Annotated in this window: 17 protein-coding genes; 10 read left to right on the forward strand and 7 right to left on the reverse strand. The window is 31.9% G+C overall.

Annotation, left to right across the window (positions count from 1 at the left end; all coding sequences use genetic code 11):
- Window positions 1-78: 78 nt before the first annotated feature.
- From ACIQ56_RS06765 to ACIQ56_RS06775, 3 genes are all read right to left on the reverse strand, one after another.
- Window positions 79-225, reverse strand: a complete 147-nt coding sequence (locus tag ACIQ56_RS06765) for a hypothetical protein (protein ID WP_397600306.1) — start codon at window positions 223-225, stop codon at window positions 79-81.
- Window positions 226-292: 67 nt separating this feature from the next.
- Window positions 293-1,723: a neutral/alkaline non-lysosomal ceramidase N-terminal domain-containing protein gene (locus tag ACIQ56_RS06770; protein WP_397600307.1), complete on the reverse strand. Its 1,431-nt coding sequence runs from the start codon at window positions 1,721-1,723 to the stop codon at window positions 293-295.
- Window positions 1,724-1,740: 17 nt separating this feature from the next.
- Complete coding sequence (locus ACIQ56_RS06775; RefSeq protein WP_397600308.1) at window positions 1,741-2,592, reverse strand: hypothetical protein; 852 nt, start codon at window positions 2,590-2,592, stop codon at window positions 1,741-1,743.
- Window positions 2,593-2,653: 61 nt separating this feature from the next.
- Here ACIQ56_RS06775 and rpsF point away from each other — a divergent pair, with 61 nt between their 5' ends.
- The 4 genes from rpsF (at window position 2,654) to ACIQ56_RS06795 (ending at window position 5,932) form a co-directional block, all read left to right on the forward strand.
- On the forward strand, window positions 2,654-3,073 hold the full coding sequence (gene rpsF, locus ACIQ56_RS06780; RefSeq protein ID WP_397600309.1) for a 30S ribosomal protein S6: 420 nt from the start codon (window positions 2,654-2,656) through the stop codon (window positions 3,071-3,073).
- A gap of 67 nt (window positions 3,074-3,140) precedes the next feature.
- Complete coding sequence (locus ACIQ56_RS06785) at window positions 3,141-4,523, forward strand: hypothetical protein (protein ID WP_397600310.1); 1,383 nt, start codon at window positions 3,141-3,143, stop codon at window positions 4,521-4,523.
- A gap of 57 nt (window positions 4,524-4,580) precedes the next feature.
- Window positions 4,581-5,027: a 50S ribosomal protein L9 gene (gene rplI, locus ACIQ56_RS06790; RefSeq protein ID WP_397600311.1), complete on the forward strand. Its 447-nt coding sequence runs from the start codon at window positions 4,581-4,583 to the stop codon at window positions 5,025-5,027.
- A 98-nt stretch (window positions 5,028-5,125) separates the two neighbouring features.
- Window positions 5,126-5,932 carry a hypothetical protein gene (locus tag ACIQ56_RS06795; RefSeq protein ID WP_397600312.1) on the forward strand — a complete coding sequence of 269 codons (807 nt, stop codon included), beginning with the start codon at window positions 5,126-5,128 and terminating at the stop codon, window positions 5,930-5,932.
- 3 nt (window positions 5,933-5,935) lie between these two features.
- On the opposite strand, the gene ACIQ56_RS06800 is transcribed toward ACIQ56_RS06795, so the two are convergent.
- Window positions 5,936-7,216, reverse strand: coding sequence for an AAA family ATPase (locus ACIQ56_RS06800; RefSeq protein WP_397600313.1), 1,281 nt, complete (start codon window positions 7,214-7,216; stop codon window positions 5,936-5,938).
- A complete protein-coding gene (gene lnt, locus ACIQ56_RS06805) occupies window positions 7,200-8,906 on the reverse strand; it encodes an apolipoprotein N-acyltransferase (RefSeq protein ID WP_397600314.1) in 1,707 nt (568 codons plus the stop codon). Before lnt ends, ACIQ56_RS06800 begins: the two co-directional genes overlap by 17 nt.
- 96 nt (window positions 8,907-9,002) lie before the next feature.
- On the opposite strand from lnt, the gene ACIQ56_RS06810 reads away from it, so the two are divergent.
- The 5 genes from ACIQ56_RS06810 to ftsY are packed head-to-tail and all read left to right on the forward strand — an operon-like array spanning window position 9,003 to window position 12,711.
- A complete protein-coding gene (locus ACIQ56_RS06810; protein WP_397600315.1) occupies window positions 9,003-10,265 on the forward strand; it encodes a DUF1573 domain-containing protein in 1,263 nt (420 codons plus the stop codon).
- A complete protein-coding gene (locus ACIQ56_RS06815) occupies window positions 10,262-10,399 on the forward strand; it encodes a hypothetical protein (RefSeq protein ID WP_397600316.1) in 138 nt (45 codons plus the stop codon). The genes ACIQ56_RS06810 and ACIQ56_RS06815 overlap by 4 nt, the downstream gene beginning before the upstream one ends.
- A 10-nt stretch (window positions 10,400-10,409) precedes the next feature.
- Window positions 10,410-11,069, forward strand: a complete 660-nt coding sequence (locus ACIQ56_RS06820) for a hypothetical protein (protein ID WP_397600317.1) — start codon at window positions 10,410-10,412, stop codon at window positions 11,067-11,069.
- A gap of 4 nt (window positions 11,070-11,073) precedes the next feature.
- Window positions 11,074-11,478, forward strand: coding sequence for a VOC family protein (locus tag ACIQ56_RS06825; protein WP_397600318.1), 405 nt, complete (start codon window positions 11,074-11,076; stop codon window positions 11,476-11,478).
- Window positions 11,479-11,481: 3 nt separating this feature from the next.
- The gene (gene ftsY, locus ACIQ56_RS06830; protein WP_397600319.1) at window positions 11,482-12,711 is read left to right on the forward strand and encodes a signal recognition particle-docking protein FtsY; all 1,230 of its coding nucleotides are present in this window, start codon (window positions 11,482-11,484) and stop codon (window positions 12,709-12,711) included.
- On the opposite strand, the gene ACIQ56_RS06835 is transcribed toward ftsY, so the two are convergent.
- Together ACIQ56_RS06835 and ACIQ56_RS06840 are read right to left on the reverse strand one after the other, a co-directional pair.
- Window positions 12,708-13,499 carry a hypothetical protein gene (locus ACIQ56_RS06835; RefSeq protein ID WP_397600320.1) on the reverse strand — a complete coding sequence of 264 codons (792 nt, stop codon included), beginning with the start codon at window positions 13,497-13,499 and terminating at the stop codon, window positions 12,708-12,710. The genes ftsY and ACIQ56_RS06835 overlap by 4 nt on opposite strands.
- A 53-nt stretch (window positions 13,500-13,552) precedes the next feature.
- Window positions 13,553-14,704, reverse strand: a complete 1,152-nt coding sequence (locus ACIQ56_RS06840; RefSeq protein ID WP_397600321.1) for a 3,4-dihydroxy-2-butanone-4-phosphate synthase — start codon at window positions 14,702-14,704, stop codon at window positions 13,553-13,555.
- Window positions 14,705-14,855: 151 nt separating this feature from the next.
- Between ACIQ56_RS06840 and ACIQ56_RS06845 the strand changes: the two genes are divergently transcribed.
- Window positions 14,856-15,590, forward strand: a complete 735-nt coding sequence (locus ACIQ56_RS06845; protein ID WP_397600322.1) for a TerC family protein — start codon at window positions 14,856-14,858, stop codon at window positions 15,588-15,590.
- Window positions 15,591-15,782 lie beyond the last annotated feature (192 nt).

The following is a 15,782-nucleotide window of genomic DNA, read 5'->3' on the forward strand; positions in this document are numbered from 1 at the left end:
AGGGCTTGCTTGTCCATGTTTTCGGAAGATTTTCTGCATGCCTTTTTAAGTACATATTCTTTTTCTAAAAACACATTCTCAACTCTTAACTGGCATATATATTATTTCATATTTTAAATTTTTTTTATTTGCTAATTTGTTTAGTTCGTTGGTTAACCTTTTATTCGTTTCTATAATGACTTCTTCTTCATTATAACAAGGAATAACAATTGAAATAATAGTCATACAAATCCTTTAAATAATATATCATTTTTGGAAAATTTTATAATAGGTAAGATATAATAAGAAAGTTTTATAACCCTGATTGATGTAAACCATTTATAAATCCATTAAGAATTGTGGAAGCTGCATTTGGTCCATGCATAGTTGAGCAAGTGCCCATGTTCTGTGTACTATAATTTCCACTTGTCATCAAATAACCAACATAGTCATTTGCAGTAGATAATACATAGAATTTTCCAATATTTGGAAAATTCTGAGCAAGTAAATCTTTTAAAGCCATTTTTGTGTCGTAAAGAGGTTCACCAGGAAACATGAAAAAATAAATGCCACCATAAGAAAACCATGATATTTTAGTTATATTATTGGTAATATCTGATGATTTGAGTGAGACAACACTTTCAAAAAAATTTTGAGGAATCCATCCTAGGTCAATTCCACAGCCAGAATAATTTATTTGAAAACCGGGTAAAGTAATAAAAATAGTTCCATAGCTAAGAGAAGTAGGCGCTGATTGATTTACAGCACTTGATAAGACCACATTTGTAAAGTTATTAATGAAAATATTTTTATCAGGAGGAGCAACTACAGTTGCATTTCCGACAGTTGCATTAAAAAAAATACAAGTATTAGCTCCTATTTTACTTTGTAAAGAAGTTTCAATGTAGCCAGCAAAGTCAGCACTAAATGTTAAATCTTCTGCTCCATACCAGGTAGGATGCCCACTAAAAATCTGAAAACATCCCATAGAATTTGAATTAATATCCTTAAAATTTAAATATAATGAATTTTGATCAACGGGCATTCCTGGAAATCGGCTGAAATTATAACTTGATATAATAGATTCTCCAAGATCAATGGATTGAATATTATTTAAATTATTTATAGATTCTGTTACAGATTTAATGATTTGATCTGTTACAATATTGTAAATACTTGAATTAAATCGATCGCAAACTGCAATTGCCCAAAACGGATTTTCAGCTAATCCGGCCGGCCCAGAATGAGTATGTGTCGCTATAAATTGAACATTTGCATGCGAAAAGTTTTTATTTGGAAAGTATTTATTTAGTAATGTTAATAATTTTAAATTCAAATCTATTGGAATAGCAACAATATCTAAATCAATTATTAAATAATAAGCATCTGAATTATTGTTTTGACCTTTGAATAATAATGTTTTCACTCTTGGCTGTTTATCAATATTTAAATAAGGTTTGCAGTAAGAAGGGCCATTTCCAATATTTACTAGGTTTGGAGGAATTAATCTTCTTAAAGGTGAGCCAAAACCAGTTAAACTTACGGGGTCTGTTGGATATATTGTTCTTGAACTAAATCCAACTTGTAAATTTCCTGTTAAGGTACCAAATCCTCCTACGGAGTCAGGAGAAAAAAATAAAGCATTTGAAGAATTACTTGAATTAAAGAGAGACTTTGCTAATTCTATTTGGCATGAATTCAAAAAAAGAATAGAAAATATAATTAAAATATTTAATTTTATCATAAAAATATTCCAATGCTTTAAAAATCAATACCAAAATAAGCATCGGGAAGAGGGCCTGATATTCTGATACCATCAAATGTCAAACTCCAGTAGGCAATTCCAAGTCCAAATATAAATGTGTTCGCAAATTCTTTTCTAAATTTAACTCCAAGAGCGTTGTATTCTACAGAAGCGGTATTTCTTGCGCCTCCTATTTGTCTCCATTCTAAAGGAATACTTTGTAAATAATAAATAAATAAAGATGATTTTGTTTTATTTGATGTCTCAGATTCAATATGATTATGAATCATTCCTACTGTTAAATTAGAGTCAAAAACATCCCCCCAAATTTGAATAAGTTGATTAGGACTTAAATTATATGTTGAATTAATTCCTTGGTTATCCCAAAATTTATAGTTTAAACTTAAGGATGCAAGCCAATCTCTTTTCTCACTATTAAGTTCGTAAGTATCTGCAAATCCTAGACCAAAAGCGTATTTTTTTTGTCCGACACCATTGCTATTCCTATAAGCTACTTCAGGTACTAGAGAAATATTTAGGTTGTTTCTTTCTGATACTTTAAAAGCACAATGAAATCCTAATTGGAAAACGGAATAGAGCAGAGGAATTTGATTGGCTATGAATAAACAGGGCAATATCTTGGCGTTAAAAATGGATTCGGTAAGACCAATCCGGATGAGTTTGGTTTCTGTATTGTTTTCAAATAGTTGTATGTCAGAAGAGGGAAATAATGTGATTTCCCTTTCATAAGGATAAGCTTCAGGTCTTATTAAAAAAAAACTTATTACACCTGTAGTAAAACAGATCAGTCTTTTTAAATTAGACTTGAAAAAAGTAAGAAATAAAGTTAGGGGACATACTTCGACCAAACTCCTTGCTCCTCATGTCTGGGGCTCAAGTTTTAGTTGCGCGATCCATAAGGAGAATTCTATGCGTGAATACGAAGCAATGATTATTGCTAAGGCTGACTTACCTGAACCTGAACTATCCAAGATGGTTTCTAAATGGGAGACTATCATCGGAACAGATGGCGGACAAGTCGTCAAAAAAGAAACTTGGGGCGTCCGTCGCCTTGCTTATCCAATCAATAAGCAAAATCGCGGTAACTATTTTGTTTACGACATTGCTACAAATCAAGCTAATGTTCATGAACTAGAGCGCGTTTTAAAACTAGAAGAAAATGTTCTTCGCTCTATGGTTATTAAACTTGCAGACAACGTAAATGTTGATGATCGCCGTTTAGAACTTCAAAAACAAGCAGAAGCAGCAGCTCAAAGAGCAGCAGAAGCCGCTCGTGAAAAAGCAGAGTCCGAATCTCTCGGTGCTCGCAGAGGTCGTGACGACGAATAATTAATATTTTTTAAGGTAGCTTTTTTAAGTAAATCTTAATGAATATGAGTTACAAACTGAGGTTTTCATGACTCAAAAATTAAATAATTCACAAGGCTCAAACCCATTAAAAGGAAATAACCAGCCTGTAAAGAAATTTACGCCTGCATTGTTATTTTCTGGTTTATTTGTGGCTATTAGTTTTACCGTTATGTTAATTCCGCTTGCTATATTTAATGTTTCTCAGGTTGCAGCAATATTAGGAAAAAGAGTAGCTTTTTATCTTATGCTTGCTGTTTCATTTGGTTTTATATTACTTGGAAATCTTTTTGGAAGTTATGCTTTTGTTATTACAGGAGTATTTGTTTTAATTGCGATTCCTTTTTTTATGTCAGCAATTGCCCTTCGAGAAAAAAAACGTTCTTGGATACTTGCTGCTATTATTCATTTTATTCCTGCTTTGCTTATTTTTGGAATATTTACTTTCGGATTAAATAAAGCACAATTTGATGAATTTAAAAATAATATTCAACAAAACCAAGCTCTTGTTTCGCAAGTGACTCCTCCTAATTCTTCTCTTTCAGAGAAAAAAGGGGATGAAGCTCTTAACAAAAGCTCTGAAAAAACAATGATTGATGGAAATTCAAAACAAGTCTTATCAGATAATTATTCGAAAATTTTAACTGCCCTTGAAGATTCTGGCCAAACGAAAGAATTTCAGGAGCTTATAAATTATACTCCATGGCAAAGATTAGCTTTTTTAGTATATGGAGCCGGATCTTTAACTTTTTTGGTTGTTTTGCTTATTTGTTTTGCTAATGTTGTATTCGTTGATTTTGGTTTTGAGCAGATTGAGCGTTTAAGAGCCATTGTGAATTATGTTAGAAGAAATTCTTCATCTTTCCCAGGGCAATTGTTAAATTCTTTATTAGCATTGCCAATGGTTCGTGCAAACCGTTTGCAAACTCCAATTTTGATAACTCAGCATACAAGCACTCAAAATCATTCCGAAAACAATAAATCGAACTTTTTATCGTTTTTATGGAAGCCTTTGAGGTCAAAGAATCAGATTCATTGGCAAGGTTATTCTTTTAAATTTGAAGGTAAAAGTCCTTGGGGTTTGAGAGATTTTGCTTTGCCATTGCCATTAGCTCTTTCTGCCATCGCAGTTGTCGGCGGAATTGCTTTCTGGTATGGAAATCATGAATCTATCCTGACTTTGTTAAAAGATGCTTCTTTTGCTCCGCTTATCGCAATTGCAAGTGTTCTATCATTTATAATGATAGCTATCGTTGCTTTGCAAGGCATGTTTACCATATACAAAAGATTGCCAATGTTTGTTGGTTTAGCTTTGATGATTCTTGTTTTGTATTTGAGTAAGTACACCAATGCCCCTTATAGCATAATTGCTTTGTGTGGTGCTATTGGACTATTAGATTATGTGTATGATTGGCGTGGAAAAAAAGTTTAATTTTTTTTCGTGCTTATTAAATGAATTTTGTTAATTATATTTAAGAGGGTAATAAATATGCTCGTACTTTTGCAAGCAAATGTACCAAACTTAGGTCACATTGGCGACCTTGTTAAAGTGAAGTCTGGATACGCAAGAAATTATCTTTTTCCTCGTGAATTAGCAGTTTTGGCTGATGAAAGAAATAAAAAACTTCTTGAACACCAACGCCGTCAAGCTGAAGCGAAAAAGCAAAAAGATCTTGCTATAGCACAAGAGTTAGCTAATACAATTAGCGCTCTTTCTCTAACAATCCAAAAACCTGTTGGTGAAGAAGATAAAATCTTTGGAACTGTAACAACTCAAGAGCTTGCGGATGCTTTCCGTGCAGCTGGTCATGATATTGATCGTCGTATGATCACTATTATTGATGAAATTAAGCTTGTTGGTGTTTATAAAGGTTCTGTGAAACTTCACCCTGAAGTTTCTGCTCAATTTAATATTTGGGTTGTTGCTCAAAATTAATTTGTGTTTGAATAAAAAAAGCGGGCAAATCTACATTTGCCCGCTTTTTTTTGTCGCTCTTCTCAAGTTTTATTTTTTTAGTTCCGACCTTTAAAATTATGAAACATTTAAAAGAAGCAAAATTATTATTAGAGCAAGGGGATTCAGCTGGGGCGCTGGAAATTGTTGAAAATCTTCTTTCCCTCTCCCCTAGGAATACCGAAGCTTTAAAAATTAAAGCCCATGTGTTCGATTCTTGGGGTCGATTTGATGAGTCCTTAGCTCTTTTGCATGCTTTGGGTAAATTATCCTCTTCTGAAGAAGAACCCTATGCAGAATTAGACAAAAGAATAGATGAAGATAGAGAGTCTCTCATTTATAGCCGCCTGACCCCAGAAGGAAGGTGGTATTTTCAATTTTCTCCGCTGCAAATGTTTATTTCATTAATTGGGCTCATGGGGTGTTTCCTTTTTTTAATTACAAGTCCAAGCTTTTTTGATAACTCTTCTGCTCCCATAACTTCTGGTTTGTTGATTTCATTTTTAACTTTAGTTGTTATTCCTTGGGTTCTTTTGCTTATTTTAAATATGCAAGGTATCAAAAAAATATTAGTTGGATTAACAGGGATTCATGTTTTTTACGGATTAAAAAAGATTGTTTATTCTTGGGATCAAATGGGATCTGTCGTTATTGAATATGATACAAATTTAAATGAAGATTATCTTCACTTGATTGTTTATTCAAAAACAACACGCGAGCCTCTTTTTAATTTTGATATTTCTAAATCAAAAAGTGTAATTCGAGCAAGAAGGCATTTTGTTCGTTTGATTTTGAGTTATATTGATACTGTTAGTTATGTACCAAGAGGAAAAGCTACTGATTATGATAAAAAAAATAATGATACAAAAAATGAACCCGCAGCTTAATTGTTACTTTATTATTTTTCTCCATAATTCTGATAATCTTAATTTAAATCTACTTTCTATCCCATAATCTGTTGGTAAATAAGCAGCCGCTTTTTCTTTCTTTTTTAAATTTGAAATAGATTCAGGTAAATAATCAAATATAACAAATGAATTTTCATAATTATGTGGATATTTATACTTATCTTTTCCTTTGATTGTTAATTCAATAGGGGGTTGAATAGAAAGACCATTTTCTTCTGCGTGCATCCGCCAATTGCGAACTTTATCAATGGCTTTATAAGCTTTGTTACTTTTATGTGTGCTTGCTAAATAAGTAACACATTGTGCTAAAGGTATTCTTCCTTCTGGCATGCCTACATATTCAATTGCTTTATAGGCGCTAGTTGCTAGAATGAGAGCTTGAGGATCCGCATTTCCAATATCTTCACTAGCAAAAATGATACATCTTCTTATAATAAATAAAGGATCTTCCCCTTTATCTAAAGATGTGATTGCATAAAATAAAGCAGCATCGGGGTCACTTCCTCTCATGCTTTTAATCATAGCGCTAATATAATCATAATGATTTTTATCTGAAAATGATTTTAATGAGTTGCTAAAAACATCATTTTCTTCTTCTTTATTTTTACAATGAATAATGTTCTCAAGAAGATTTAAAGAAAAACGAAGGTCACCTCCGCTCATTTTTGCAATTTTTGGAAGACATTCATCTTCAATATATTTTAAATAATCTAGATCTTTGTTTGCTAAAATATTTTTTTCTAAATTTTTAAGAAAAGAAAAACCGTGAATGAGCCCTTCAAAAATTTCATTTTCTTTTAGAGGTGAAACATAAATACAACGGATTCTACTTAATATCGGCGCACTTAAAGCTGTTGTAGGGGACTCGGTGGTTGCTCCAATCACCCAGGCTTCAGAAAATTCTAATATAGGTAACAAACTATCTTGTTGAGAGCGGCTGAGGCGATGTATTTCGTCTATAAAAACGATTGGCGTTAACATATTTCCGGCAACAGCAGCACGAATTTCTTTAACACCATCTCTTACAGCAGATAATGAAATAAAAGGGAGACCGCTCGCTTCACCTAAAAGTTTTGCAAGTGTTGTTTTTCCAGACCCTGGGGGACCCCATAAAATCAAATGAAATTTATGTGAATTTCTCCATTGATTGAGATCTCTATCCCAAATTTTTTTTGCAGATCCCAATAAAAAATTTTGTTCCTTTAATGTTGGCCTTAATTTTTCTGCAAGAAGTCCATTTGAAGAATTATCGTTTATATTCATTCGTGTTTTTTTTCATAGAAATAAATAACCATAATGTTGATAATAAACCTAAAATAATCATAGGCCAATTAGAAAACATAGAATAAATTGTTGTTTCATTAGATAATGGAACATCAATATATCCGGTTGATTGAGTTAATAACTTTGTTGGCTGTATTATTATTCTGCCATATGGATCAAAAGCCATAGTAGGCCCTGTATTTGATACCATAACAAGACCACGGGAATTTTCAATCGTTCTAAACTGATTTAAAATACTAAATTCAAGGCCAGCATTGCTATTCACCATCCAAACAAAGTTTGCTTGATTCACAAAAATACTTGCTTTGCCTTTTGTCGCTTCGAGTCTTGGTAATTCTGGATTAATAGAGTCGAAACAAATTAAAGGTGCTACAAATTCTTTTTTAGTATAGGCAAGTGCTTCGTAACTTTTTCCAATTTCAAGTTTGCTCGCATTTTCAAATACCTTACGATAGGTTTCTCCTAAAATAGGAAAATAAGATTCCAGTGGAAAGCTTTCACCAAAAGGCATGGGAATCCATTTTTCATAATCTTTGCTTTTTGAGCCATCGGGACGAATTAAAAAAGAAGCTGACCATACAGGAGCTTTTTCAATGCCCATTGATTGAATATCACTCAAATTCCATTTTGTTGCTTGGATAAGAATGGGAACTTGAGTTGCAGCTGTAAGTGATTTTACGGTTTTTAAATCATGTTCGTCTAACATAAAAAAGCTTTGCGTCGCACTTTCTGGCCAAACAAGAAGGTCTGGTTTTCTTCCATCTGCTTTTAATGCTTTGTGAATGGCATCATAACTCATTTCAATGAGGCGAGGTAAATTTTGTCTTTGTGAATCTTGTGAAGGTAATGCCATAGAAGCAATAGAATTAAAAGTAAAATTAGGTTGCACATAGGCAACACGTGTTGTTTTTGAATTTTGAATTAAAGTGTCTGCAAATTGAAGTCTGTAATAACCAAATGAAAAGATAATTCCCCACAAAAATAAATTAATTAAAATTGTGACAAGCAGCGACCCCTTATTTTTTGAAAACTCAACAATGGATTTTGCCAATGATAAACTCGTAAAAATGATAAAAAAGGATATGATATTAAATCCAAATATACTTGCAATTTGACTTATATAAATTTCAGAATGCATTAAGCTTCCAAAAGTCCAATTAAAAAAACGAGGTGCGATTATTTCAAGAAGAACAACACACATTGCTAATGCAGCTAAAGGGAATTTTTTATTTGGATGTCTTGTTGAGTACCAGGTTTTAAAAATAAGGGGAGAAAAAATAAATGGAAAATAAAGTGAAGTTAAAAGACTGATTCCAGCATACAAAGGATAAGCTATATATGGTTTGAGAGAGCTAAAATATATGATGGGCTTTGATATCCAGAAAAATGCAAAAATTTGAATGACAAAACCAAAAATCCAAAAAGCAATAAAACTTTGGAATGCTCTTTGATTTGGTGAAAACGAGGTATAATGTTCCTTTAAATTAGATTGTATTGCATGAATTTTTGGCAAAGTTTCTATTGCAATAAATAAAGGAATAAGTGAAAAAGGAAGAACAATTCCATATCCAAGGGTTGGAAATTGATAGCCGGGAAATCCCATTGAAACGAGAATCCCACTTAAAATAAACCCAATATACTTTAGAATTCTTGATTTCATTGTTACCATGTATTTATCTTGACCTATTAGGTTTGGACTTAAGGAATAAAAAAGTTTATACCAACTGCGGGTTAAATGATAACATGTGGGAATGGGGATCACAACATGTGCTTTTCACGAATTTTAAAACGAAATCGCTTTATGATTTTGTTATTTCTCTGCTTGATAAAAACAACTTTTTTTGTGTTTGCTGAAAATACGACAGATATTAATATGCAAGGACAAATACCAAGAGTTGAATTTGACTCAACACGTTATGATTTTGGAGATATTTATAGAGGCCAAAGATTAACGCACTTATATAAATTTCAAAATACAGGAAATGGTACCTTAGTTTTTAGTAATATTCATGCTGCATGCGGTTGTATTAATACAAAAATATATTCAGATGATGGAAAAACATCTAAAAATGTTTTTAAACCAAATGAAAGCGGAATTGTTAGTGTTGAATTTAATTCGCAAGACTTTTCAGGAAATATTATTAGAACAATTACTTTAGAAACAAATATGGGTTCGTCATCTCCTACTGTTACCTTAACAACAACTTCAAATGTTTTACAAGAAATTAGCTCAAATCCCGCATTGCTTTATGTTGGAAAAATTCAGGGAGAAATAAAAAAAACATTCACTATTAATATGAATTTAATAGGAAGAGCTAAAGTAACTGATAAGCCCGATGTAAATGATTTTGTAACTAAAGAAATTTCATCTTCAAAAGTAGCCGATTCTTATAAAGATAATATATTATCAAATTCCGATGCCTTAAAAATAATTGCAGTAGAATCAAATGTCCCTTATTTAAAAGCCAAATTAATTCCTACAATTGAAGGGCAGCCTCCTCAAATATCTGTTGAATTTGATGAAAAATCGTTACCTATTGGCTCTATTAACGCAAAGATCAAAGTCTGGAATAATTCAACTTTTTATAAAAATTTTGAAATTCCCGTTATTGGAGAATCTGTTGGTCACGTCCAGGCTTCTGCAAAATATGTTGAATTTGGTGTTGTAAATGGTTCCAGGCCATCTGAAAGAGTGATAACTTTTAAATCAATGGATAAGGGTTTTGCCATAACTGGGGTTAAAGTTGATCTTAAAAAATTACCCGAATTAAAAAATATTAAAGATTCTGAATTATTTGATGTTAAAAAAGATAAAATGATATTATCTCAAGCGGCTTCCGATGGCAGTGTAACCTCTTATTTGGTTACATTTAAATTAAATTTTCCTAAAAAATTAAATAGTTTAAATATCGATTCTCAAGCATCTCCAGGGGTTAATGTTTCTGGATTTTTTGTTGTAAAAACCAATGATCCCGATTACAAAGAAATAACCGTGCCATTTTTTGGCGTATTAAGGAAAGACCCATGACTACTCAAATTGTTAAAGTACACAGTGCCTCCCAAATTCCTTTAAGCTATTTAGATGCAGGAATTATAATTGGAATTCTCTTTTGTATTGTTGGTTTAGTCATGGTTTTGTATACTTCAAAGTATTATCGTTAAGGGGTTGAAAGTGAGTATTTTTAATAAACTTTTTTCATCAAATGCAAAATCATATGATAAATATGGCGATGTATTGAAAAAAATAATGACAACAAAAGAGCAGAGGCTTGAAGCAATTGAATCTTTGCAAGGATTAACTGCAGAACAATCCGTTCCTCAGCTATTAAAAAGATTTGAAATAGCCGTAGATTCTGGACTTCAAGACAATAAAGAAAAAGAGCAATGTCTCAAATTAATTGTTGCTTTTGGTGATAAAGCAAAGCCTTATATCTCTGCTGTTCTTGCAAAAGAAAGAAAAATTTCTTGGCCTATTAAAATTGCAGAAAAAATTTATTCTCATGAAGATTACGTTCATTTATTATTGAGTAATTTATCTACTCATGTAGCAGAATTTGATGAATCTTCATTAGAAAGAAATGAAGAAATTTTATTAGCATTGAAAGACGTAAAAGAAGCAAACGATGCTATTGTTGATAAAGTAACAGAATTTTTATCTAGCCGTGATGACAATGTGCGTATGGCTGCATTGGAATGTCTTGAAGAACAAGCAATTAATAGTACTAAAGCTAAAATGATTATTCTTGATCTTTCAAAAGCTCCTATTACAGACGAAAATTCAAGATTTTTAGGAGTTGTAAACTCAATTATTCAAAATCATAAATGGATATAATCGTATGTCTAGCTTGAGCCCTTGGGTAAAAAATATAGGTCATTTAGCAATTGTTATCGATGATCTTGATAAAGGAAAATGGTTTTTTGGAGAAGTTCTCGGGGCAAGCTTTTTTATGTACAAGGGCGAGCAAATTATGGTTGAGTTAGACTCTTCTGTACTTGTTGCAAAATTATCAAAAGATGCCGTAGATAAATCGAGACAAAATGGAGAATTTGGAAAACAAATTCTTGATCATTATGGTTTTCAATCAGAAACTCCAGAGCTTGTTGATTTATTTTTTGAGAGAATAAAAAGTTTTCAACTTGAAATTGTTCGTGAGCCCCATAACAGATCCGATGGAAGAGCATTTTATTTTCGCGATCCATTTGGAAATTTAGTAGAATATTTTTGGTATAATAGGAAATAAAGAATGAATAACTTAACAAGCGATCAATTTATGATTGCTGCCGGCGTTGTTGTTTCGGCTATAATAGTTCTTATTATTATTAATATTTTTTATAATAGAAAAAAGAAAAGTCAAACGGATTCCCTTCCAAAAGAAAAAGAATCTCTCCGCGAATCTTTAATCGATTTAACGGAACGAAAAGCACAAGAGCAGTTATTAGAAAATAAAACGCATAAAAAATCACCACCCACAATTAAAGATGTTCCTAAAGAAGTTTCTTTAAAAGAATCGCAACCGACTCACAATTGGTTTGATAGATTAAAGGGGGGATTGAGAAAAACTCACAGCCAAATTATTACGGGTTTGGATGAGTTTTTTATTTCTAAAAAAGATAAGGCGAGTCGTGCGGAAACGCTTGAAACCCTTTTTGAATTATTAGTTCAAGCCGATGTAGGAGTTCGTACTTCTGAATATTTGGTTGATAAAGTTAAAGCGCGCATGAATACGGAAGATTATTCCGATGCAAAAATATTTAAAAATATTTTAAGAGAAGAAATTTTTACAATTTTAACGGCTACAAAAGAAAATCCAAACGGGATTCTTGAAAATCCGTTACAAAGTCTTTCGGATAAAAAATTGCCACATGTTGTTCTTATGGTTGGTGTAAATGGAGTTGGAAAAACAACAACAACAGGAAAACTTGCTTATAAAGCCCATCTTCGGGGACAAAAAGTTGTTATTGGCGCTGCAGATACTTTCAGAGCCGCTGCTGTAGAACAGCTTGCTATATGGGCGCAACGATCCAATGCAGAAATGATTCGTCTAAAAGAGGGATCTGACCCCGCTTCCGTTGCTTTTGAAACGGTTAAAAAAGCATCAGAAAATAGCTCCAGTGTTTGTTTAATTGATACCGCAGGAAGATTGCAAAATCGTCAAGATCTTATGCAAGAATTAGCTAAAATTGGACGTGTGATCTCAAAAGAAAACCCCGATGCCCCACATGAAGTTTTGTTAGTGCTCGATGCTACTACAGGTCAAAATGCTCTTCAGCAAGCAAAAGTATTTTTAGAAGTTGTTAATATAACAGGACTTGTTTTAACAAAATTAGATGGAACCGCTAAAGGTGGCATAGCAATTGCGATTGCTTCCGAACTTGGTTTGCCAATTCGATATGTTGGTGTTGGTGAGTCTGTTGAAGATCTTGAAGTATTTGAAGCACATGAATTTGTAAATGCTTTGTTTGCAGAATCTTAATTTAAATCGATATTTTCTAATTTATTTTTTACGTATTCTGCAAGTTTGTTAATTACTATTTTAAAATTATTTTGAAATGCAACGGCATTAAATTCTCCATCAACATAATCTGTGACCCCTTTTATAATATAAAACTTTTTATTTGCTTCTGAAGAAATAAATGAAAAAGAAGCCGCTTCCATATCAAATACTTCACATCCTAAAGACTCCATTTTGTTATTTATATTCTCTTTTGTTACAAAAGATAATGAGGAGCAGATTTTATGTTTTTCTGTTTTGTTATCTAACAAATTTGCTTTAAAATGACCTTCTGAATAAATTTTATAATCTGGAATGGGGATATTGCGATCCAAATAATAGCTTTCAGAAATATTTAAAATATCACCAATTTTTATTCCACTTTTTGTTAAGGCACCTGCAGTTCCAACGTTTATAAGAATATCTGGTTTAAATTTTTCAATTCCTAAAACTAAACTAATTACAGTTGCTTCGGAACCAACATAATCTGTGTTTCCTTTTTTTCCATTCAGCAATAAATAAACATGGTTTCCATTTATATTTCCTGAATAATATTTATTTCGATATAAAAGACTTAATTTTTCTTCTTTTTTTAAGTTTAATTTCTCTATGAAAGGATTTGCTTCCTCTTGCATAGCCATGAGTATTAATATATTTTTTGGAGTTTTATTTGTGTTTTTGCTTTCCGAAGTTATTTTATTTTCCGAAGAATAGCACGAAAAACAAGTTAAAGAACTTATTAAAGCTATTATCGATTTTTTGATATTCATTTTTGATATCCTATAATTTTAAGCCAATAATATTTTAGACAAACGAATATTGGCTATGAATGGTTTTCATTGCATTTTAATAAGGCAGCTAAAAAGTATTTATCTTCTTGAACAATAAAATTTAATTTATTTATATTTTGAGCTAAATTAAATTTATCTTTAGTTAATTCGGTTAAAAACTGAAAGCTTCTTAATAAACTCAACACTCTTTTTACAGAAGTTTTTGTATTATTTAGACCTTCTTTAGCACTCATGTCACAAAAATCATTTATGCAGGTTGGGGTCTTTTCTAAACAATTTCCAGTACTGAACATAGAAATAGATACGCTGCAATTTGATAAAGAAACAGAGTTGTCCCAGCTTTGGGCTGTGTTTGTAATAGAAATTCGCGTGGTTTCTGGGGTTATGTTCTGGTTATAAATTGTAATAATTGTTGTTAACGTAATGCTTTTTTCTAATTTTGGAATTAATAAGTAAACAGCAATTGGTTTTTCTCTTAAATTTGATGGAATGAATTCTTCATTTTTTTCAAAAACAGATTCATTTGAATTTTCAAATAAAATTCGATTCCAAAGAATATCAACTGTTGAAATAAAAGGAATATTTTTAAATACAGGATATTTATGATCGGAAGTAAATAAATTTGGATTTATCGCTTCTCCATTTTCTCCTAAAACTTCACACATGGCAGCTGCATAAGGTAAATTTGTCATGCGACAAAGCTCATACAAAGCTTCTGTGTGTCCTGCTCTTGCTAATAGTCCACCATTCATGGCGCGTAATGGAAAGACATGGCCTGGAGAAATAAAATCTTGAGTTGTAGCTTTGGGATCGGCCATAAGTGAAATGGTATGAGCACGATCTTTAGCAGAAATTCCGCTTGTTATTCCGTGTTTTGCATCGACACTTAAAGTAAAGTTTGTGTGAGAAATGCCGCCTGGTAGATTTGGAGCCGTGCTAATTCCAAGTTGATTTGCAATTTCATGGCTTAAGGAAACGCATAGCAATCCTTTTGCATGCGTAATTGCAAAATTTACATTTTGAGGAGTAGAACCCTTAGCATGAAAAACAAGATCGACCTCATTTTCTCTTAAGCCATCATCACCGACAAGAATAAGCTCTCCATTTTTGAAAGCTTGCAAACTTTTTTTCAGTCTTTCTTTTATTGAAAATAATTCTGAGATGTATTTTTCACTTAGTTCCACTTTTTAAGGGCTCCCTTCGTTAGGACTATCAAAAAAAAGACTTTATATTGTCATTTCAAATGATAATTTATCAATCCTTGCATTATCATAAGTTTTAGTTCAAATCATTAAATGTTTTCGTTGATTTTCTCTTTTAAGAAAGGAAATTCCATTGAGCGAATTAAATACAACGCATCTGCTTATTATTATACAGCTAGTTATACTGGAAGGCTTATTGAGTTTTGATAACGCCCTTGCTTTAGCCGCTTTAGTCCGGAAAAAATTAAAAGACCCATTGCAAAGAAAACGAGCATTAGTTTGGGGACTCTGGGGTGCTTATATTTTTAGGGTAGGAATTATTTTTATTGGTGTTTGGTTAATGCAATATGAGTGGGTAAAGGCATTAGCTGGTATTTATTTGGTGTATTTGGCTATTCATGAGCTCTTTTTCCATAAAAAGAGCGCATTTGAAGAATCTGACTCTTCAAATGCGGTTTTAGGGACATCTTTACTTGTAAGTACAAGAACATTTGTTATGGTAATTCTTCAGGTAGAACTTATGGATATTATGTTTTCTGTCGACTCCATTGCGGTTGCCTTAGCTATTTCCGACGTAAAATGGGTCCTTATTACGGGCGCTGTTTTAGGTGTATTACTTATGAGAGTTGCAGCTCAATATTTTGTTTCTCTCATTGAAAAATTTCCTATTCTCGAAAAAACAGCATTTGTTCTTGTTGGTATTGCAGGCTTAAATGTGATCTTAAAATTAAAAGACTTAAACTTAGGATTTACAACACTCACTATTGATAAAGCAATGCATGAAGAACTTTTTCTGGGATTAATGCTTGGAGTTCTTGCTGGTGCTATGTTATTAAATAAATTATTTCCTCATAAATTTAAGTCTTAAGCCATTTTTTTGGCGAAAATAAATTAGCTACAATTTAATATAAAACATAAAATTATTTTTAGAATATTTTTTATTTTAAGGAATTTTTATGTATTTATATAAATATTATATATTTAAATTAATTTTATATTTTGTGTTTTTTCTTTTAACTGAAAATGCTTATTCGGGAGAAAAAGATATTTTTCTTATTGA

Origin of the sequence: Silvanigrella sp. (genome assembly GCF_044369315.1) — a bacterium.
Lineage (GTDB): Bacteria > Bdellovibrionota_B > Oligoflexia > Silvanigrellales > Silvanigrellaceae > Silvanigrella.